Source organism: Comamonas faecalis, from assembly GCF_039538025.1.
Classification (GTDB): Bacteria; Pseudomonadota; Gammaproteobacteria; order Burkholderiales; family Burkholderiaceae_C; genus Comamonas_C; species Comamonas_C faecalis.
The window spans coordinates 1-20664 of record NZ_BAABBP010000017.1; the positions used below are offsets into that span (position 1 = coordinate 1).

Here is a 20664-nt window from a genome sequence, read left to right on the forward strand (position 1 = left end):
ACGCCGATTGGGGGCATCCCTCCCGCAGAAGCTGAGGCAAACTACTGGCGGCAACTCGCCGTCAGCAACACCTCGACAGAGGTGTCAACTTAAACCAATCAGCCTCCTTGAAACCCGGGGCGGTTCAGACAGTGCTGTAGCACGACAAGCGAAGCCGACAAAGTAATCGGTTGATATAGAAGTGGAATAAGGGAGGACACGCCATGCAAACGCTCTACGACTCCGACGCCTTCGTGGTCGTCCACATCCAGACCGGCGTCCCGGACCGCAACGCGGACGGCGACGCGCCGCAGCCGGCACAGCTCGTGCGCCATGGCTTTGAAATCGTCGACAAACGCTCGGGCAAGGAGGTCTATCTGGACGGCTCCTGGGCCGAGATGTTCCAGCAGCAAATCCTGGCCTGGCAGCGCGACACGCCCACCCAGCAGGAGGTGGAGGACGCTCTGGATCGCTACACCGGCCTCGCTCAGAATCCGGTGGTGATCCACTGACCCGACGGCGGGCGGGGCAACTCAGCGCCCGAGCACAACCGGCTCCCCATCGCGGTTGAACGGCAGGTAGGCCGCCAGCTGGCCGGACTTGACCGCGTCGACCATGCGCTGCAGCTGCTGGTCGACCTGGGCGTCGCTGGGTTCGGCGTCAAGCACACCGGCCAGCGCACCGGCAAAGACCAGCGACCAATCGAGTCCCTGGAACGCCATTTGCTGGCGAACCTCGTCCTGCAGCGCGGCAAACGAGGTCAGCTCCTCGGGTTTTTTATCTACGCACATCAGCGGCACCAGCGCGCCGCCCTCGCCGCGCTCGAACTGCGCGCGCTGCGCGGGTGTCGCGCCCTCGGGCAGCTCGCGGGCCGCAAAGACCAGCAGCAGGCGCTGGCGCTCCTTCTGTTCGCGCGCCATGCGCAGGAAATCGTCGAAATGCTCGATGCTCATAGTGGGTTCTCTGTTGAATGGATGGAGACGGCCTGTGCGCCCTGGCCGGACACCAGAACGCGCAAAAAATCGTGCACCTGAGGACGCTGGCGCGGCGGCTTGCGTGCGGCCACCGTGCCCAGGCTGATGCAGCACAGCGCGCGCTGGCCGGGCGCAAGCCCCAGCAGGTCGCGCAATGGCCGCGACTGCAGCGCCTTGCCGCTGGTCAGAGCCGAACCAAAGCCCAGCGCGGTCGCCATCAGCAGCAGGTTGTCGATGGCGCAGCCGGCCGAGACGGCGCGCTCGAAGGCGTCGATGTCCGGCGCGCCGCCGCAACCGGCGTCCAGCACCGCCACCAGCAGCGTCGGCGCACGCAGGGCTTTCTCGTGCGCCTGCGCCAGCTGCTCGGGCGATGCCTCGGGGTCGCGCTCGCGCAGCGCCTGGGCAAAGGCCCGGCCCAGCGCGTCGCGCGCGCCGGCGGGCACCAGCACGAAGAACCAGGGCAGCAGCCGCCCGTGGTCGGGCGCGGCCGCGGCAGCAGCCACGATGGCCCGCAGCTGCTGTGCGTCGGGGCCGGGCGCGGCCAGCCGGCGCGGCAGCACCGTCTGGCGTGCCTGCAGCAAGGCCTGTAGCGCGGCGCTGCTGCCGGCCACGGTGGCCAGCACCGGGTCTTGATCGCTCGCAGTCATGTCTGTCTTCATCATTGCTTCAGCCCGGCTTGCCGTCGGGGCGCGGGCAGCCATACCAGTGGCCCAGGCGCAGGCCCCAGGCGGTCATGGCCAGCGCCCACAACGCGGCAGCCCCCGCCAGCAGCCAGGGCGCGGCGGCGGGCGGGCTCACGCCGGCGGCCAGGCGCGCCAGCGTGGCCAGTTGCAGCAGCACGAACAGCGGCCAGACCACGGCGTCGGCCAGGCGCGCGCGCCCGCTGTGACCGCAGGACACGCGCGTGACCATGGCCAGCATCAGCGTGGCGAGACACCCCATGGTCAGCGCATGCAGCGCCGCGCCCGACCACGGCGGCTGCCCGCCGCGCACCAGCTGCCAGCCATGGGCAAAAGCCTGCAGGCTCAGCGCCAGGCCCAACCAGACGAAGCCGGTGAAAAACAGCCGCATCAGCCGGTTGCGCGGCCTGCGCAGGCGCCACCAGCCAATCGCCTGGCGCAGCAGCACCGCGGCCACCAGCGCCTGCACGCATGCCAGCGTCCCCAGCAGCCACTGCCAGGCCATGCCCGTTGGTTGCAGCAGCTGCAGCAGCTCGAACCCGGCCTGGCCGAGCAGCGCGGCCAGCATGACCCAGAGAATCGGGAAGTGGCCCCAGCGCGCCAGGCGCGGCAGCACGTCGGCCGAGAAATAGGCAATCAGGCGGTGCGCCGCAACGACGAAGACCACGGCCACGCAGCCCCACAGGCCGGCCAGCACCGCCGCCCGTGCCGCAGCCATCTGCTGCAGCGCCAGTGCCAGGGCAAGCGCGGCCAGGCAGGCGCTGCCCCAAGCCAGCGCCGCGGCAATGCAGCGCGGGTGCACGCGGTCGTCGTCGTGGCTTTTGCGCACCAGCCGCAGCAGCAGCCAGGCCACCCAGCCCAGCCCCCAGGCGGCGCAGGCGGCGCCCGTCAGCGCCAGCGTTGGCGACCACAGCGCGCCGGCCAGCCACGCCAGCCAGCCCAGCAGCTGCGCCAGTACCGGGCGCACCAGACGGTGCGGCGTCAGCCGCGTGACGTGCAGCCAGCGCGGCACCGCGGTGAAGATGAAGCCGGTGAAGAACAGCGGGAAAAAGCCCAATACCATGACCGCTGCATGCGCCAACGTGGGCGCAAGCGCTGTCGGCAGCGCCGCGTGCCAGGTGCGCACCGGGGCGAGCGCCGCGCACTGCACGGCCAGCCACCACAGGCTGGCCAGCATCAGCGTGGCCATGGCCGCGGCAAACCCCAGCCGGTAGGGCGCCAGCACCAGGTGCGCCGGGCGCCAGCGCTGCGCCGCGGGCGCAGGCGAAAGATGGGGCGGCCCGGAGGGCGCGGCGGTTGTCATGCTCGCGATTGTCCATGGCGCCAAAGCCCGCATGGGCAGGCACGGCATCGGCAGCGCTCAGCCGGCTGGAAGGCGCTCTCCCCGCCGGACGTTCAGTCGACGGCAAGCACCTGTCCATCGTGCTCGACGTAGGGCGGATAGGGCACGGCGCCGCTGTGCTGCGCGCACGATGCGGCAATGAAGCTGCCGGACTGCACGTCGAGTACGTGCACCTCCCCGTCCTCGATCACGTAGTGCCAGCCGTGCAGCGCCAGGCTGCCCTGCTGCGCGCGGCGGCGCACCATGGGGTAGTCCATCAGGCGTTCGAGCTGCAGCACGACGGCGCGCTGCTCGGTGCGGCGCAGCACGTCGGCGCCGGGCGGCAGCGGCAGCACTGCGTCGCGCCCCAGGTCCAGCCAGCGGTGCAGGTTCTGCGCCTCCGGCGGCGTTTCACCATACAGCGCCTTGATGGCGCCGCAGTGGCTGTGACCGCAGACGACGATGCGCTGCACGGCCAGGCTGAGCACCGCGAACTCGATGGCCGCCGCCGTGCCGTGGTGGCCGTGCGAGCCGTCGTAGGGCGGAACGAAGGCGCCGACGTTGCGCACCAGGAACAGCTCGCCCGGGCCGGCGCCGGTCAGCAGATAGGGCAGCAGGCGCGAGTCGGAGCAGCCGATGAACAGCGTCGTCGGGTGCTGGCCCTGGTCGACCAGGGCCTGGAACTGCTCGCGGTACTGCGGGAAAGCGTTGTGGTGGAAGTGCTGCAGGCGCTGCAACAGCTCGTCGTCGGGCATGGCGCCGGCCCGCGTTATTGCACCAGAGGGCTGTCGGCGGCATCCAGATCCACGCCCTCGACCTCGGCGGCGCCGGCCAGCAGCTGCAGGTACTGGCGCATGGCGTTGACCCAGGCCTGCTGGCGCAGCACCAGCGCGATGCTGGCGCGCACGTCGTCGAACGCCGTGGGCTCGCCCGCCTTGCGCGCGCAGACCTGCACCACGTGCAGGCCAAAGCGGCTGTGCACCAGGCGGGCGAGCACGCCGACCTCCTGCGAGCCGAAGACCTCGCGCGCGAACTCGGGCGCGCAGTCCTCGGGCGTGAGCCAGCCCAGGTCGCCGCCGTTGTCGACGCCGCTGGGGCAGTTGGACCACTGGCGCGCGGCCTCGGCAAACGCCGGGCCGCCCTCGTCGGCGCAGCGCAGCTCCAGCAAGAGCGCCTCGGCGCGCTGGCGCAGCAGGCCGACGTCGACGCCGGGCGTGACCGCGAACAGCACGTGGCGCAGGTGGGCGCGCTCGCCCTGGCCGCCGAAGGCCGGGTGGGCGTCGTGGTAACGGCGGCAGGCGTCTTCGCCCGGCTCGGGCACCTGCAGCGCACGGTCGAGCAGCGCCTCGATGGCCTGGGTGGCGGCCTCGCTGGTCGCGCCGTCCAGGCCGGGGGCGTCGTCCTGCGCCAGCAGGCCTTCCTGCTGTGCCTGCTGGCGCAACAGCTCGGTGCAGGCGCGCTGGCGCAGCAGGTCGGCGGGCAGCGTCTCGCCCGCCGCGTGCAGCGCCACGCCGTTGATGCGCGCGACGGCCGGGGCTGCAGCAGGGGTGACGGCCGGCGCCTCGGAGCAGCCGCACTGGCCGCTTTCGCAAGAGGATGTGTTCATGGTGGCTTCCAGTTCAATCGCGGGTTGTGCTTGTGCCTTGCCTGATCACAGCGTGCGCTGCGGGCGGTTGTTGTCCGGCGGCAGGTTCAGGCGCCGCGCGCGCACCAGCTGGTAGGGGCGCAGCACGTAGGCCAGCGTGCCGAAGCCGCTCCAGATGTGCACCAGGCGGGTGAACGGGAAGATCAGGAACACCGTCATGCCCAGGAACATGTGGGCCTTGAAGATCCAGCCGGCCGGGGCCAGCAGCTCGACGGCGCCGGAGCGGAAGGTGACGATGCGCTGCCCCCATTCGGCCAGCAGCATCATCATCGAGCCGTCCAGGTGCTGGGCCGACAGCGGGATGGTCGCCAGGCCCAGCGCCAGCTGGATCCAGAAGATCCACAGCAATGCGATATCGCTGGTCTTGCTGGTGGCGCGGATGCGCGGGTCCGTCAGCCGCCTGTGCAGCAGCATGGACACGCCAATGAAGGCCAGCAGGCCGGCGATGCCGCCCGAGACCATGGCCATGACCTGCTTGGCGCCGGCGCTGATGAAGGACTCGTACAGCACGTGCGGCGTGAGCATGCCGACGAAGTGGCCGAAGAACAGGAACAGCACGCCGACGTGGAACAGGTTGTTGGCCCAGCGCAGGCTGCCCGTGCGCAGGAGCTGCGAGGAGTCGCTCTTCCAGGTGTACTGGTCGCGGTCGAAGCGGATCCAGCTGCCGATGAAGAACACGGCCAGGCAGATGTAGGGGTAGAGGCCGAAGAGGAAGTGGTCAAGCCAGGCGGTCATGGTGTGGCTCCTTGGGAAGATTGGGGACGTGCCTTGCGCACGATCTGCATCGGCTGGGGCTGGGCGGGGCGGTTCTGGCCGCGCGTGGCGCAGCCGTCGAAGGCCTCGGGCTCGGCCCAGGCCTCGTCCATGTCGGGCTCGGGGGCGATGTCCACCGCCTCGGCCTGCTGGCCCGCGGCTTCGAGCACGGCGGCCACCACGCTGGCGTAGGGGCTGGCGCGGTGCTGCAGCGCGGTGAACAGCGCGTTCAGGATGTGCGCCATCTCGGCCAGGAAATCGCGCGCCACGGCCGTCGGCTGGGTCGAGGCGAACTCCAGCACCACGCCCAGGTGGTCGGGCATCTCGCCCTGCTCCAGGTGCAGGCCGGCGCGCTCGTAGGTCTGCGTCAGGTCGATCAGTGCAGGACCGCGGTCGCGCGAGTCGCCGTGGATGTGCTCGAACAGGTGCAGCGCGGTCTGGCGGCCACGATCGAAGGTATCGACATAGCGCGCCTCGGCCTCCATCGGGTCCATTGCGCCGATCTGGCGCGCCAGCGCGTCCAGCTCGGCGATGCGCGCGCCGGGCAGCGCCTGCTCGACGCGCAGCGCATCGACCAGCGCCGGCATCTGCGCGCGCAGCTCGGCGTCCGGATAGGCCAGCAGGCGCGCCAGCGCGCGCAGCGTCAGGCGCAGGGATTCGGGGGTGCTCTTGAACATGGCTTGCGTCCCTCCTTACACCGTCGCCTTGATGGTGATGGTGCGCTTCTTCTTGGCGCCGAACATGCTCACGTCGGTCGAGCCGTCGGAGCAGCCGTTGCCGAACGAGAAGCCGCAGCCGCCGCGGATGTCGAAGGCGCTCTCGGCGTACTCGCGGTGCGTCGTCGGGATGACGAAGCGATCCTCGTAGTTGGCGATCGCCATCACCTGGTACATGTCCTGCACGTCGTGCTTGGTCAGGCCCACCTGCTTGAGCACGTCCAGGTTCTCGATGCGGTCGACGTGCACGCCGCGCTGGTAGGCGCGCATGGCCAGCATGCGCTCGAGCGCGCGCACCACCGGCGCGGTGTCGCCGGCCGTCAGCAGGTTGGCCAGGTACTGCACCGGAATGCGCAGCTGCGAGACGTCGGGGATCGCGCCGTTGACGCCCAGGTGCCCGGCGTTGGCCGCCGACTGGATGGGCGACAGCGGCGGCACGTACCAGACCATGGGCAGTGTGCGGTACTCGGGGTGCAGCGGCAGCGCGATCTTCCAGTCCACGGCCATCTTGTAGACCGGGCTTTTCTGCGCCGCATCGATCCAGTTGTCGGGGATGCCGTCGGCGCGCGCCTGGGCGATCACCTCGGGGTCGTGCGGGTCGAGGAAGATGTCCAGCTGCGCCTGGTACAGATCCTTGTCGCGCTCCACGCTGGCCGCTTCCTGGATGCGGTCGGCGTCGTACAGCAGCACGCCGAGGTAGCGGATGCGGCCGACGCAGGTCTCCGAGCACACCGTGGGCTGGCCCGCCTCGATGCGCGGGTAGCAGAAGATGCACTTCTCGGCCTTGCCGGTCTGCCAGTTGTAGTAAATCTTCTTGTACGGGCAGCCCGAGACGCACATGCGCCAGCCGCGGCACTTGTCCTGGTCGATCAGCACGATGCCGTCTTCCTCGCGCTTGTAGATCGAGCCCGAGGGGCACGACGCCACGCACGCCGGGTTCAGGCAGTGCTCGCACAGGCGCGGCAGGTACATCATGAAGGTATTCTCGAACTGGCCGTACATGTCCTTCTGGACCTGTTCGAAGTTCACATCCTTGCTGCGCTTGGAGAATTCGCCGCCGAGGATTTCTTCCCAGTTCGGGCCCCACTCGATCTTCTCCATGCGCTGGCCGGTGATCAGGCTGCGCGCGCGCGCCGTCGGCGGCGCCTTCATCTCGGGCGCGGACTGCAGGTGGTCGTAGTCGAAGGTAAAGGGCTCGTAGTAATCGTCGATCTGCGGCAGGTTGGGGTTGGCGAAGATGCGCATGAGCAGCTTCCACTTGCCACCCTGGCGCGGCACGATGGAGCCGTCGCCCTTGCGCACCCAGCCGCCGTTCCACTTGTCCTGGTTCTCCCACTCCTTGGGGTAGCCGATGCCGGGCTTGGTCTCGACGTTGTTGAACCAGGCGTATTCCATGCCCGGACGACTGGTCCAGACGTTCTTGCAGGTGACGGAACAGGTGTGGCAGCCAATGCACTTGTCCAGGTTCAGCACCATGCCGATTTGTGCGCGTATTTTCATCGTGTGTTCTCCTCAAGCGGGTGCGGGGCTCAGGCGTGGGCGCCGGCAGTGCTGCCAGCCTCCTCTTCCATCCAGTCGACGCGGCGCATCTTGCGCACCAGCACGAACTCGTCGCGGTTGGTGCCAATCGTTCCGTAGTAGTTGAAGCCGTAGCTGTACTGCGCGTAGCCGCCGATCATGTGCGTGGGCTTGAGCACCACGCGCGTGACCGAGTTGTGGATGCCGCCGCGCGTGCCGGTGATCTCCGAGCCCGGGGTGTTGATGGTCTTCTCCTGCGCGTGGTACTTGAGCACCATGCCGGGCTTGACGCGCTGGCTGACCACCGCGCGTGCGGCGATCGCGCCGTTGGCGTTGAACAGCTCGACCCAGTCGTTGTCCACGATGCCGCCGCGCTTGGCGTCGTCCTCACTGATCCAGACCACCGGGCCGCCACGGTTGAGCGTCAGCATGTGCAGGTTGTCGCTGTACGTGCTGTGGATGCCCCACTTCTGGTGCGGCGTGATGAAGTTCAGCGCAAGCTCCGGGTGGCCGTTGGGCTTCTTGCCCTCGACCTCGTGCAGCGCCTTCAGGTTGACCGGCGGGCGGTAGCTGACGAAGCCCTCGCCGAAGTCGCGCATCCAGGGGTGATCCTGGTAGAACTGCTGGCGGCCGGTGAGGGTGCGCCATGGGATCAGCTCGTGCACGTTGGTGTAGCCGGCGTTGTAGCTGACCTTCTCGCTCTCAAGCCCCGACCAGGTGGGCGAGGAGATGATCTTGCGCGGCTGCGCCTGGATGTCGCGGAAACGGATCTTCTCGTCCTCGCGGTGCAGCGCCAGGTGCACGTGGTCGCGCCCGGTCTGCCTGCTGAGCGCCTCCCACGCCTTGCAGGCGACGTGGCCGTTGGTCTCTGGCGCCAGCATCATCACCACCTCGGTGGCGTCGATGTCGGTGACGATCTTCGGGCGGCCCTGGGTCGCGCCCTCCTCGCGCACGCGGCCGTTCAGGTCGCCCAGCTGCTCGACCTCGGTCTTGGTGTCCCAGCCAATGCCCTTGCCGCCATTGCCCACCTTGTCCATCAGCGGGCCCAGTGACGTGAAGCGCGCATAGGTGTTCGGGTAGTCGCGCTCGACCACTGTAACTTGAGGCGCGGTGACGCCGGGAATCAGGTCGATCTCGCCCTTTTTCCAGTCCTTGACGTCATAGGGCTGGGCCAGCTCGCCCGCGGTGTCATGCATGATGGGCGTGAGCACCACTTCCTTTTCCACGCCCAGGTGGCCGACGCAGACCTCGCTGAAGGCCTTGGCGAAGCCCTTGTAGATTTCCCAGTCGCTCCTCGCCTGCCATGCCGGATCGACCGCGGCGGACAGCGGGTGGATGAACGGGTGCATGTCTGACGTGTTCAGGTCGTTCTTCTCGTACCAGGTGGCCGTGGGCAGAACGATGTCCGAGTACAGGCAGGTCGTGCTCATGCGGAAGTCCAGCGTCACGATCAGGTCGAGCTTGCCCTCGGGCGCGTTGGCGTGCCACTTCACCTCCTGCGGCTTGGCATCATGAGCGCCCAGATCCTTGCCCTGCACGCCGTTTTGCGTGCCCAGCAGGTGCTTGAGGAAGTATTCGTGGCCCTTGCCCGACGAGCCCAGGATGTTGGAGCGCCACACGAACATGTTGCGCGGCCAGTTCAGCGGGTTGTCCGGATCCTCGCAGCTCATCGTGATGCTGCCGTTCTTGAGCGACTGCACCACATAGTCCTTGGCGTCCATGCCTTGGGCCTGCGCGTCCTTGACCACCTGCAGCGGGTTGGTCTGCAGCTGCGGCGCGCTGGGGAGCCAGCCCATGCGCTCGGAGCGCACGTTGAAGTCGATCATGCTGCCCTGGTAGGCGTCCTTGTCGGCCAGCGGCGACAGCACTTCCTCGACGCCCAGCTTCTCGTAGCGCCACTGGTCGGTGTGGGCGTAGAAGAAGCTCGTCGAGTTCTGCTGGCGCGGCGGGCGGATCCAGTCCAGCGCAAACGCCAGCGCGGTCCAGCCCGTTTGCGGGCGCAGCTTCTCCTGGCCCACGTAGTGCGACCAGCCGCCGCCCGACTGGCCGATGCAGCCGCACATCATCAGCATGTTGATGATGCCGCGGTAGTTCATGTCGCAGTGGTACCAGTGGTTCATCGCCGCGCCGATGATGACCATGGACTTGCCGTGGGTCTTGTCGGCGTTGTCGGCGAACTGGCGCGCCACGGTGATGACCTGGTCGCGCGGCACGCCGGTGATGCTCTCCTGCCACGCCGGGGTGTAGGGCTGGTTGGCGTCGTAGCCACCGTCGGCGCCCTCACCCTCCAGGCCGCGCAGCACGCCGTAGTTGGCCACCTGCAGGTCGAACACCGTGGCCACGGCCACGCGGCCGTTCACGCCTTCGCCATCCAGCTCCAGGTAGGTCACCGGCACGCGGCGCACCACCACGTCTCCGCCCTGGTCGTTGGCGTTGAAGCTGGGCGTCTCGATGCCGCCAAAGTACGGGAAGGCGACGTCGGTCACTGCATAGGTCTGGTCGCCGTCCTCCATGACCGACAGCTTGAGCTTGACGTCGTTGCCGCCCTGGGCTTCCTTGGACTCCAGGTTCCACAGCCCCTCGTCCGGGCGGCCCTCCTTGCCCCAGCGAAAGCCGATGGAGCCGTTGGGCAGCGCCACCTTGCCGTCGACGTCGTAGGCCACCGTCTTCCAGTCGGGGTGGTTGGCCTGGCCGAGCTTGCCGTCAAAGTCGCTGGCGCGCACATACCGGCCCGGCACCTTGACGGTGCGGCCGTCGGGCAGCACCTTGTCTTCGAGCACCACCAGCAGCGGCAGGTCGGTGTAGCGGCGCGCGTAGTCGTCGAAGTAGGCCGAGCGCTTGTCGAAATAGAACTCTTTCAGGATCACGTGGCCCATGGCCATGGCCACCGCCGCGTCCGTGCCCTGCTTGGGATGCATCCACAGGTCGGCCAGCTTGGCGACCTCGGAATAGTCGGGCGTGACCGAGACGATCTTGGCGCCCTTGTAGCGCACCTCGGTGAAGAAGTGGGCGTCCGGCGTGCGCGTCTGCGGCACGTTGGAGCCCCAGGCGATGATGAAGTTAGAGTTGTACCAGTCGGCCGACTCGGGCACGTCGGTCTGCTCGCCCCACACCTGCGGGCTGGACGGCGGCAGGTCGCAGTACCAGTCGTAGAAGCTCATCGGCACGCCGCCGATCAGGTTCAGGTAGCGGCTGCCTGCGGCGTACGAGATCATCGACATGGCCGGGATCGGCGAGAAGCCGATGATGCGATCCGGCCCATGCTTCTTGATCGTGTAGACGTTGGCCGCGGCAATCATCTGGTTGACCTCGTCCCAGCTGCTGCGCACGAAGCCGCCCAGGCCGCGCTGCTTCTGCCACTCGCGGCGCGCGTCCTGGTTCTCGACGATGGCGGCCCAGGCCTCCACCGGACCCTTGGCCACGGCCAGCGCGGCGCGCCAACTCTTCAGCAGGCGCCCGCGCACCATCGGGTACTTCACACGGCTGGCCGAATACAAATACCAGCTGTACGAGGCGCCACGCGCGCAGCCGCGCGGCTCGTGGTTGGGCAGGTCGGGACGGGTGCGCGGATAGTCGGTCTGCTGGGTTTCCCAGGTGACGATGCCGCCCTTGACGTAAATCTTCCACGAGCACGAGCCGGTGCAGTTCACGCCATGGGTGGAGCGCACGATCTTGTCGTGCGCCCAGCGGTTGCGGTAGGCGTCTTCCCAGGTGCGATCCTCGCCGTTGGTCTGGCCGTGGCCGTTGGAAAATTCTTCGCGCGGCTGCGCGAAGTAGGTCAGTCGATCAAGAAAGTGGCTCATCGGGAGACTCCTTCAAATTGTTCTCGGGGGCGGGGAAAAGGGGCGGGACATCAGCAGGGCATCTCGGCGTTCTTGCGCGCGTAGTACCACCAGGTGACCACCACGCACAGCAGGTAGAAGACGACGAACATCCACAGCGCAAACTCGGGGCCGCCGGTGGAGGCGATCGAGCTGCCGTAGCTCTTGGGAATGAAGAAACCGCCATAGGCGCCCAGCGCGCCGGCAAAGCCGACGGCGGCTGCGCCCTCGGTGTTGCCGTCCTTGATGGCCTGGGCGCGGGCTGCGTCGCTGTCTTCGCGCAGCGCGCGCATTTTTTCCGTCAGGAAGATCACCGGGATCATGCGGAAAGTCGAGCCGTTGCCGATGCCGGTGGTGCAAAACAGCACCAGGAACATCAGGAAGAAGCCGGTGAAGCTCCCCTCCTGCGGGCCAAAGGGCAATGCGTAGCCGGTCGCGCCCTTGGGCAGGAAGTACAGCACGCCGAGCACCGCCAGCGCCATCACGATGAAGTTCCAGAAGGTGACCACGCCGCCGCCGATCTTGTCGGCCAGCCAGCCGCCGAACGGCCGCGTGAGCGCGCCGACCAGCGGCCCCAGCCAGGCGTAGGCCAGCGGGTTGATACCGGGGAACAGCGCCTTCATCAGAAGCGGAAAGCCCGCGGCAAAGCCGATGAAGGAGCCGAACGTGCCCAGGTAGAGCAGGCACATGATCCAGTTGTGCTTGGCGCGGAAGATCGCGGCCTGCGCGGCAAAGCTGGCGCGGGCGTCGGCGATGTCGTGCATGCCGAACCAGGCGATGACGGCGGTGATCGCAATCCATGGCACCCAGATGAAGGCCGCGTTCTGCGCCCAGACATGCTGCGGCTCGCCGTTCCTCATGATGACCTGCGCGTCGCCGCCGAAGATGCCGAAGATGCCCAGCGAGATCACCAGCGGGCTCAGGAACTGCACCACCGACACGCCCAGGTTGCCCAGGCCGGCGTTCACGCCCAGCGCCGAGCCCTTGCGCTCCTTCGGGAAGAAGAAGCTGATATTGGCCATGCTGGAGCTGAAGTTGCCCCCGCCCAGGCCGCACAGCAGCGCCAGCACCAGCATCGTCGGGTAGCCGGTGGTGTTGTCCTGGATGCAGATGCCGATGCCCAGCATGGGGATGAGCAGCGAGGCGGTGGACAGCGCCGTCCAGCGCCGCCCGCCGAACACCGGCACCATGAAGGAGTAGAAGATGCGCAGCGTCGCGCCCGACAGCGCCGGCGCCGCCGCCAGCCAGAACAGCTGGTTGGTCGAGTACTTGAAGCCGAGCGCCGGCAGGTTGACGGCGACCACGCTCCAGACCTGCCAGACGGCAAAGGCCAGGAACAGCGCCGGCACCGAGATCCACAGGTTGAGCTTGGCAATCGCCTCGCCTTCGCGCTCCCAGAAGGCCCGATCCTCGGGCGTCCAGAGCGTCAGCATGCGGCCGATGCGGCCTTGGGCAGGGGTGGTGGCGGACATGATGGGAGGTTTCCGTCAGTCGTTGGAGGAAGAGGTCAGGCAGACTGCGGATGCAGCACGTCGGTGCGGCGCACCTCGGTGAAGTACATCCAGATCAGCGACACCCAGACCACGCCGTACAGCAGCATGAAGGCGCTGGAGCGGATGCCGGTCCAGTCCATCAGTGCGCCGAACATGATCGGCAGGATGAAGCCGCCCATGCCGCCGGCCAGGCCCACGATGCCGCTGATGGCGCCGATGTTGCCGGGGTAGTCGTCGCTGATGTACTTGAACACGCTGGCCTTGCCAAACGCCATGGCGATGCCGAGCACGGCCATCAGCGCGGTGAACCAGTACACGTTCAGGCCGATGTGGAAGGTCTTGGGGCCGTCCACGGTCAGCACGGTGAAGTCGGTCTGCGGATAGGACAGCAGGAACAGGCAGATCCAGCACACCCACATCACCCACCAGGTGACGCTGTGCGCGCCGTACTTGTCCGAGAGCACGCCGCCGATGGCGCGCAGCACGCCGCCGGGCAGCGAGAAGCAGGCCGCCAGCAGCGCGGCGACGCGGATGTCGAGGCCGTACTCGCCCACGTAGTACTGCACCATCCACAGCGCCAGCGCCACGTAGCCGCCGAAGACGATGCTGTAGTACTGGCAGTACTTGAGCACGCGCGGATCCTTGAGCGCCTGGAGCTGATCGGTGAACTTGGCGTTGCTCGCCACCTGGTGGCTGGGGTCGGTGTGGCTGAAGCACCAGAACAGCACCAGCGCGCCGAGCATGATGGCCGCGTACACCTGCGGCACCATGGTCCAGCCGAAGGCCACCAGAATCACCGGGGCGACGAACTTGTTCACCGCCGCGCCCGAGTTGCCGGCGCCGTACACGCCCATGGCCATGCCCTGGCGCTGCTTGGGGAACCAGCGCGCCACGTAGGGCGTGCCGACCGAGAACGAGCCGCCGGCAAGACCCACGAACAGGCCGATGACCAGGAAATGCCAGTACTGGGTGGCGTAGGCCATCAGCCAGATGGCCGGCACGGTGACTGCCATCAGCAGTGCCATCACGATGCGGCCGCCGAACTTGTCGGTCCAGATGCCCAGCGGCACGCGGATCAGCGAGCCGGTGAGCACCGGCATGGCGGTGAGCAGGCCGAACTCGGTGGCGTTCAGGTCGAGCATCTTCTTGACCGGGATGCCGATGACGCCGAACATCATCCAGACCATGAAGCAGACGGTAAACGCCAGGGTGCTGACGATCAGCACCGACCAGGCCTGGCGGGAGCGGCGGGGATCTTCTGCCGCGGGGTGCGACGCGCTTGCCATACAAAATTTCCTCTTTTGCGGTATGGCTGCATCGTCGCGCAGGGCTCAGGGTTTTCCCATACCCCGGTGGAATGGCTGGCGCACGGCAGAAGGAGTAGTGCGCTGCCTGCGCCACTACTACCAAAGAACTATGGGACGCCTTTTTCTAGAACCGGCTCAGGCGCCTGCCCAGCAAGCGCCTCCAGCCATCAATCAATTCTCGCGCTGGCGATCGGACGCATACACCGCCGCCTGCACGCGCGAGCTCAGGCCGAGCTTGCGCAGGATGTGCTGCACGTGGAGCTTGACCGTGGTCTCGGCGATGTCCAGGCGGCGGGCAATCTCCTTGTTGCTCGCGCCCTGGGCGATCTCGCGCAGCACCTCTTCTTCGCGCGGGGACAGCGGCGACGCATCCTCCTGCGCCGCGGGCGGCTCGGGTGCCACGGGCGCGCCCTGCTGCTGGAAGGCGTTGACCAGCTTGCCCATCATCTCGGGGCTGACCACCGGCTCGCCGCGCGCCGCGCGCCGCACCGCCTCGGCGAGCAGGTCGCCGTCGATGGTCTTGAGCAGATAGCCCTGCGCGCCCTGGCGCAGCGCGCTGGCCAGGTCGTCGCCGTCCTCGCTCACCGTCAGCATCACGATGCGGCTGGCGGGCGAGGCCTCGCGCAGACCGCCGATCGCGTCGACGCCGCGCACGCCAGGCAGGTGGTTGTCCAGCAGGATGACGTCGGGGCGCAGCGCAGGCAACAGGCGCAGCGCCTGGCTGGCGTCGCCCGCCTCGCCAACGACGTGCAGGTCATCGTATTGCCCCAGCAGCGCCACCAGGCCGCGGCGTATCAGCATGTGGTCGTCGACCAGGAACAGGGTGATGGGCGAGGTCATCGTGCGCCGATGGTAGCCGCGGGCGGTATTCCCGCAGGCGATGCGCCCGCATCGGCCGCCGCCGGAAGATCCAGCACGACGGTCGTCCCGGCGCCGGCGGCGGAGTCCAGCGCCAGGCGTGCGCCAATGCGCTCGGCGCGCTCTTGCATGATGCCCAGGCCCACGTGCAGCGAGTCGGGTGGCACCGCCTGCGGATCGAATCCCTGGCCGTCGTCGTGCACCTCGAAGCGCCAGTGCGGGTGGCGCTGCACGGTGAGCCGCACGCGCCGCGCGCCAGCGTGCTTGCGCACGTTGGACAACGCCTCCTGCACGATGTGCAGCACCTGGATCTGCACGTCGGGCGCCAGCGGCAGGCCTTGGCCATGCATGGCCAGCTCGGCCTGCAGCCCGCTTTGGTACTCGAACTTGGAGAGCGTCGCGCGCAGCGCCGCCTCGATGTCCTCGTCCTGCGTGCGCGTACGAAAGTGCACCAGCAGCTCGCGCACGTCGGCATAGCACTCGCGCACACCCACCTCCAGCTCGGCCAGGCTGCGGTCGCGCACATCGCCCTGCCCCTTGGCGATGGCGCCCTTCAGCAGCTGGGTCTGGATCTTCAGGAAGGCCAGCGACTGCGCGATCGAGTCGTGCAGCTCGCGCGCGATCAGCGCGCGCTCCTGCGCCACTGCCGCCTCGCGCTCGAGCGCGCTGGCGCGCAGCCCCTCCATCGCGCTGGCCAGGTGATGCGCCATGGTCTCCAGCAGCTCGCGCGTCTCGCCGGCCAGGACGCGCGGGCCGCGGTACAGCAGCGTGATCTCGCCCAGCAGACGCTGGTGCGCGCGCACCGGCACGCTCACCACGGTCTCAAACCCTTCGCGTTCGCAAGGGCGCTGCAGCACGCCGCCCGGCGCAGCCTCTACCTGGATGGGGATGATGCGCAGGCGCGCATGGCTGGGCTGCGGCCCGCAGGCGCAGCTGCCCGCCTCCAGGCAGCGCTCATGCTCGGCCATGCGCTGCGGCAGGCCGTCGCTGGCCAGCAGCAGGTAGCGCTCGCCCTCCTCGCCCAGCCAGCGCACCATCACCGCATCGGCCCCGGCCACGCCGCGCACCTGGCGCGCAAAACCCTGGGCCAGCGCTTGCAGGTCGTCGGCCTGCGCGCTCAACGCGCTGACCGCATACAGCGCCGCCAGCCGCTGGTTGTGCTCCTCGACGCTGGCGGTCTTCTCGTGCACCTTGCGCTCCAGATCCTGGTGCGACGCCTGCAGCGCGTGCGCCATCAGGTTGAAGCCGGCCGTCAGCTGGCCGAACTCGTCGTCGGTCTCGACCGCCATGCGCGTGCCCAGCTCGCCGCGGCGCATTGCCGCCAGCGCCTGCTGCAGCCGCGTGACCGGGTGCAGCACCAGCCAGTAGCTCAGCGCCATGAAGGCCACCGCCGCGGCAATCGTCAGCCCGACCAGGAACAGCTGGAACAGGTGCAGCCCGGCGGTCCAGCGCATGATCTGCACCTCGATGGCGCCGACGAAGTCGTCGATCTCGCCGACATAGGCGTCGCCGCGTGCCACCGCCTCGGCGCTGCTGGGTGGCTGCGGCGCGCTCCACTCGCGCCGGATCGTCTCCCACTCTTCGCGCAAATGCTCGTAGCGCGCGCGGGTCTCTTCGCTCCAGGGCACGAACAGCGGCCGCGCCGGATCCCCCGTGCGCAGCAGCTCCAACCCGTCGTCAAAGCGCTTTTCCAGCTGCATGAAGCGCTCGTGCGACTCGTTTTGCTGCGCCAGAATCATGCGCAACATATTCATGCGCAGCCGCCCGGCCTCGTTCACCGCGGCCGCGCCGCCTTCGAGCTGCCAGGTCACCCACAGCGTGAAGCCGATAGACGCCAGCGCGACGAGCAAGAACGCCGTGCCCATGGCCAGCAGTTTGGTCGACAGCGTTGGCTTTTTGCGCATGGGCGTCAGTGTAGGCACGCGGCTTGCGCAGTGCGAAAAAGCATGGCCCCCGATAGGGAGGCCATGCGCCATGGCCCGCTCAGCCGCAGCTGCCAATCGCCCCGCACTGGGTGCAGTAGTCGCAGCCGTCCTTGCGGATCACGGCGTGGGCGCCGCATTCGTTGCACTTCTTGCCTGCCATGGTGGGCGGCAGGCCGACGGGCACTTCGGGCTCATCGAGCGGCAGCACCTGCTGCTGAGGCACATGCGCGCGCCGCGCCAGAATGGTCTGGACGGCGTAGGCGATGGCCGCCACTTCCGAGTCGTGCCACAGCGGCACGTGCGTGCCGTCGGCGCGCTCGAAGGTGCCCAGGCGCACCGGGCCGCGATCCCAGGCGACCTTGCGCATGTCGGACAGCGCGCGCTCAAGAAAGCCGCCGCGCGCGGCCAGCGACAAGAGGCGCATGCTGGACGTGATCCACTGCTGCGACTCGCTGCTCTGGCCCACGGGCATGAAGAACTCGATGGCGCGATCCACGGTCTTGCCGTGGCCGTCGGACACCGGCAGGAAGGAGACGATCAGGTACAGGCGCTTCTGGCCTTCCTGCGTCCAGTACTCGATCTTCTCGGCCACCGCGTCCAGCCCGCCCTTGGGCCGGCTCTCGATCACGACGCGCTGCAGGTCGACCGGCGCGGCGGGCTCGGGCGTGGGTTCTGCCTGGGTAGCGGGCTTGGCCTCGGTGGTGGCGGGTACTTCCAGCACCGCGCCCAGGATGCTGTTGGGACGGTAGGTGGCCAGACCCTTGAGGCCCGAGTGCCAGGCCTGCATGTACAGGTTCTTGAAGTCGTCGTAGGGGTAGTCCTCGGGCACGTTGACGGTCTTGGAGATGGCCGTGTCCACATAGGGCTGCACCGCTTCCATCATCGCCACGTGGTCGGCGGCGGCCATGTCCATGGCGCTGACGAAGTACTCGGGCAGCTTGTTCACGTCGCCGCCCAGCGTCTTGTACAGGCGCCAGGCGTGATCCTCGACCACGTACTCGCTCTTGCTGCCGTCGGCCTCGCGCTTCCTGCGCGTGTAGGTCCAGGAGAACGGCGGCTCGATACCGTTGGAGGCGTTGTCGGCAAACGCCAGGCTCACGGTGCCGGTGGGCGCGATCGACAGCAGGTGGCTGTTGCGGATGCCGTGCTTCCTGATCTGCTTCTTGATGTCCTCGGGCAGGCGGCTGGCGAACGTGCCTTCGGCCAGGTAGCCGGCGGCGTCGAACTTGGGGAAAGCGCCCTTTTCCTTGGCCAGCTCGATCGACGCGCGGTAGGCGGCGCAGCGCATCGCGTCGGCGATCTTGACCGCCATGTCGCGCCCCTGCTGGCGGTCGTAGCGCAGGCCCAGCATGGCCAGCGTGTTGCCCATGCCGGTAAAGCCCACGCCAATGCGGCGCTTGGCGGCCGACTCGGCGCGCTGCTGCTCCAGCGGCCAGAAGGTGACGTCCAGCACGTTGTCCAACGCGCGCACCTGGGTGGCCACCACCTGCTCGAAGGCCTCGAAGTCGAAGGCCGCCGGGCCGGCAAAGCCGAAGGGGTTGCGCACGAAGCGCGTCAGGATGACCGGGCCCAGGTCGCAGCAGCCGTAGGGCGGCAGCGGCTGCTCGCCGCAGGGGTTGGTCGCCTGGATGGTCTCGATGTAGCGCAGGTTGTTGTCGTCGTTGATCTGGTCGAGGAACAGGATGCCGGGCTCGGCGAAGTCGTAGGCCGACTTCATGATGGTGTCCCACAGCTCGCGCGCGCGCAGCGTGCGGTAGATCCACTGGCCGTCGGCGCGCTGGCGGGCGCCGCCCTTGAGCAGCTCGGCGCCGGGCTCTGCGCCGTGCACCAGCTCCCAGTCGCCATCTTTCTCGACAGCGTCCATGAAGGCGTCGGGCACGCCGACCGAGACGTTGAAGTTGTTCCAGCGCCCGGGCGTGCGCTTGGCGGTGATGAAGTCCAGCACGTCCGGGTGGTCGATGCGCAGCACGCCCATTTGCGCGCCGCGGCGCGCGCCGGCGCTCTCCACGGTGGAGCACGACTGGTCGAACACGTTGATGTAGCTGCACGGGCCCGAGGCCATCGACGCCGTGCCCTTGACGCGCGCGCCGCGCGGGCGGATGCGCGAGAAGTCGTAGCCCACGCCGCCGCCGCGGCGCATGGTCTCGGCGGCTTCGCGCAGCGCCTCGTAGATGCCGGGGTAGCCGGCGTCGTCCACGCCCTGGATGCAGTCGCCCACGGGCTGCACGAAGCAGTTGATCAGCGTGGCCTGGATGTCGGTGCCGGCGGCGCTCATGATGCGCCCGGCGCCAATCGCGCCCGCGCGCAGGTTGGCCAGAAAGCGCGCCTGCATGGCTTCGCGGATGTCCTCGCGCTCGACCGAGGCCAGCGCCCGCGCCACGCGTTCGTACAGTTGTTCCACGTTGGTCTCGCCAGGCTTGAGGTATTTCTCCTGCACCACGTCCAGGCTGATCGGCTGGGCGGCCAGGTTGGGGGCGAGATCGGTGGTTTCACGGTGCATGGCACGGGGCTCCAAAGAGAATGTGATGGGGGATGTGCACGGGGCTCGGCAGCCGTCTTTGTACACGGCCGGCGCGCTTCGTGCGCATCCAGAATTTCAAAAAACGTCGCCCGACGGCGCCGTGCTTGCGCTGCTGTAGCAGCGCAAGCCGCAGCCATGCGGGTCTCGCGCTCTTGTCGCAATTTGCAAGAGCCGCGTTGGATTGTCGCTACATTCGTAGTTTCCAGGACGGATTTTAGACTACCGGTAGTGTTTGCGCGCACATCTCGGGTGATCTTCAGGGTCGGCCCAAGCTGCGACAATCGGCCCCACCATGAACCCTTCGTACATTTTGACCCTCTCGTGCCCGGACCGCCTGGGCCTGGTGCACGGCGTCTCGGGCTTTCTGCTCGAACACGGCGGCAACATCGAGGAAGCCGCCCAATACAACGACCCGGTCACCGGCCTGTTCTTCATGCGCGTGCAGTTTGCCTGCGGCGCCCACGACGCGACCAGCCTGCGCGCCGACCTGGCCCAGTTTGCCGAGCCGTTTGCGATGCGCTGGAGCCTGCACGCGCGCGCCGAGGCCATGAAGACCGTCATCCTGGTCAGCCGCCAGGGCCACTGCCTCAACGACCTGCTGTTTCGCGTAAAAAGCGGGCTGCTGCCCATCGACGTGCGCGCCATCATCAGCAACCACCGCGACTTCTACCAGCTGGCGGCCAGCTACGACATCCCGTTTCACCACATCCCGGTCACGGCCGCGACCAAGGCGCAGGCCGAGGCGCGCCAGCTGGAGGTCATCGAGTCCGAGGGCGCCGAGCTGATCGTGCTGGCACGCTACATGCAGGTGCTGTCGGACAACCTGTGCACCCAGCTGGCCGGGCGGGCAATCAACATCCACCACAGCTTTCTGCCCAGCTTCAAGGGCGCCAAGCCCTATTACCAGGCGCACGACCGCGGCGTGAAACTGATCGGCGCCACCGCCCACTACGTGACCGCCCAGCTCGACGAGGGCCCGATCATCGAGCAGGACGTGGCGCGCGCCGACCACACCGACACCGTCGACGACCTGGCCGCGCGCGGCAGAGACACCGAGAGCCAGGTGCTGGCGCGCGCCGTCAAGTGGCACAGCGAGCACCGCGTGCTGCTCAACGGCCACAAGACCGTCGTCTTTCGATAAGAGGCGAGTGCG

General features: G+C 68.2%; 16 protein-coding genes. 2 read left to right on the forward strand and 14 right to left on the reverse strand.

All coding sequences use genetic code 11. The features are described 5' to 3' along the window. Window positions 1-203: 203 nt before the first annotated feature. On the forward strand, window positions 204-491 hold the full coding sequence (locus tag ABD767_RS10450) for a BTH_I0359 family protein (protein WP_344869612.1): 288 nt from the start codon (window positions 204-206) through the stop codon (window positions 489-491). A 21-nt stretch (window positions 492-512) separates the two neighbouring features. Here the strand turns inward: ABD767_RS10450 and ABD767_RS10455 are convergent, their stop codons facing one another. The 14 genes from ABD767_RS10455 to ABD767_RS10520 all read right to left on the reverse strand — a co-directional run bounded on the left by ABD767_RS10455 (window position 513) and on the right by ABD767_RS10520 (window position 19490). After that, complete coding sequence (locus ABD767_RS10455) at window positions 513-932, reverse strand: ribonucleotide reductase subunit alpha (RefSeq protein WP_103045074.1); 420 nt, start codon at window positions 930-932, stop codon at window positions 513-515. Beyond that, window positions 929-1600 (reverse strand): nitroreductase family protein, encoded by a 672-nt coding sequence (locus tag ABD767_RS10460; RefSeq protein ID WP_344869613.1) that lies wholly within the window; start codon window positions 1598-1600, stop codon window positions 929-931. Before ABD767_RS10460 ends, ABD767_RS10455 begins: the two co-directional genes overlap by 4 nt. A 19-nt stretch (window positions 1601-1619) precedes the next feature. Next, window positions 1620-2936 carry an NnrS family protein gene (locus ABD767_RS10465; RefSeq protein ID WP_344869614.1) on the reverse strand — a complete coding sequence of 439 codons (1317 nt, stop codon included), beginning with the start codon at window positions 2934-2936 and terminating at the stop codon, window positions 1620-1622. A gap of 92 nt (window positions 2937-3028) precedes the next feature. After that, complete coding sequence (locus ABD767_RS10470) at window positions 3029-3709, reverse strand: carbonic anhydrase (protein WP_103045075.1); 681 nt, start codon at window positions 3707-3709, stop codon at window positions 3029-3031. Window positions 3710-3723: 14 nt separating this feature from the next. Then, window positions 3724-4560 (reverse strand): peptidylprolyl isomerase, encoded by an 837-nt coding sequence (locus ABD767_RS10475; protein ID WP_344869615.1) that lies wholly within the window; start codon window positions 4558-4560, stop codon window positions 3724-3726. Window positions 4561-4605: 45 nt separating this feature from the next. Then, on the reverse strand, window positions 4606-5334 hold the full coding sequence (narI, locus tag ABD767_RS10480; RefSeq protein WP_103045077.1) for a respiratory nitrate reductase subunit gamma: 729 nt from the start codon (window positions 5332-5334) through the stop codon (window positions 4606-4608). Next, window positions 5331-6029 carry a nitrate reductase molybdenum cofactor assembly chaperone gene (narJ, locus tag ABD767_RS10485; RefSeq protein ID WP_103045078.1) on the reverse strand — a complete coding sequence of 233 codons (699 nt, stop codon included), beginning with the start codon at window positions 6027-6029 and terminating at the stop codon, window positions 5331-5333. The genes narI and narJ overlap by 4 nt, the downstream gene beginning before the upstream one ends. Before the next feature lie 15 nt (window positions 6030-6044). Next, window positions 6045-7568, reverse strand: coding sequence for a nitrate reductase subunit beta (narH, locus tag ABD767_RS10490; RefSeq protein WP_344869616.1), 1524 nt, complete (start codon window positions 7566-7568; stop codon window positions 6045-6047). A 29-nt stretch (window positions 7569-7597) separates the two neighbouring features. Next, entirely contained in the window at window positions 7598-11389 is a 3792-nt protein-coding gene (locus ABD767_RS10495) for a nitrate reductase subunit alpha (RefSeq protein ID WP_344869617.1), read from the reverse strand. Between the two features lie 50 nt (window positions 11390-11439). Then, window positions 11440-12879, reverse strand: a complete 1440-nt coding sequence (locus tag ABD767_RS10500) for an MFS transporter (protein WP_103045081.1) — start codon at window positions 12877-12879, stop codon at window positions 11440-11442. Between the two features lie 35 nt (window positions 12880-12914). Continuing rightward, on the reverse strand, window positions 12915-14186 hold the full coding sequence (locus ABD767_RS10505; protein WP_344869618.1) for an MFS transporter: 1272 nt from the start codon (window positions 14184-14186) through the stop codon (window positions 12915-12917). Window positions 14187-14378: 192 nt separating this feature from the next. Continuing rightward, entirely contained in the window at window positions 14379-15047 is a 669-nt protein-coding gene (locus ABD767_RS10510; protein ID WP_103045083.1) for a response regulator, read from the reverse strand. After that, window positions 15044-16969 carry a type IV pili methyl-accepting chemotaxis transducer N-terminal domain-containing protein gene (locus tag ABD767_RS10515; RefSeq protein ID WP_344869619.1) on the reverse strand — a complete coding sequence of 642 codons (1926 nt, stop codon included), beginning with the start codon at window positions 16967-16969 and terminating at the stop codon, window positions 15044-15046. Before ABD767_RS10515 ends, ABD767_RS10510 begins: the two co-directional genes overlap by 4 nt. 79 nt (window positions 16970-17048) lie before the next feature. Next, complete coding sequence (locus tag ABD767_RS10520; RefSeq protein ID WP_103045085.1) at window positions 17049-19490, reverse strand: adenosylcobalamin-dependent ribonucleoside-diphosphate reductase; 2442 nt, start codon at window positions 19488-19490, stop codon at window positions 17049-17051. Between the two features lie 313 nt (window positions 19491-19803). On the opposite strand from ABD767_RS10520, the gene purU reads away from it, so the two are divergent. Then, window positions 19804-20652, forward strand: a complete 849-nt coding sequence (purU, locus tag ABD767_RS10525) for a formyltetrahydrofolate deformylase (protein ID WP_103045086.1) — start codon at window positions 19804-19806, stop codon at window positions 20650-20652. The last annotated feature ends 12 nt before the right edge of the window (window positions 20653-20664 follow it).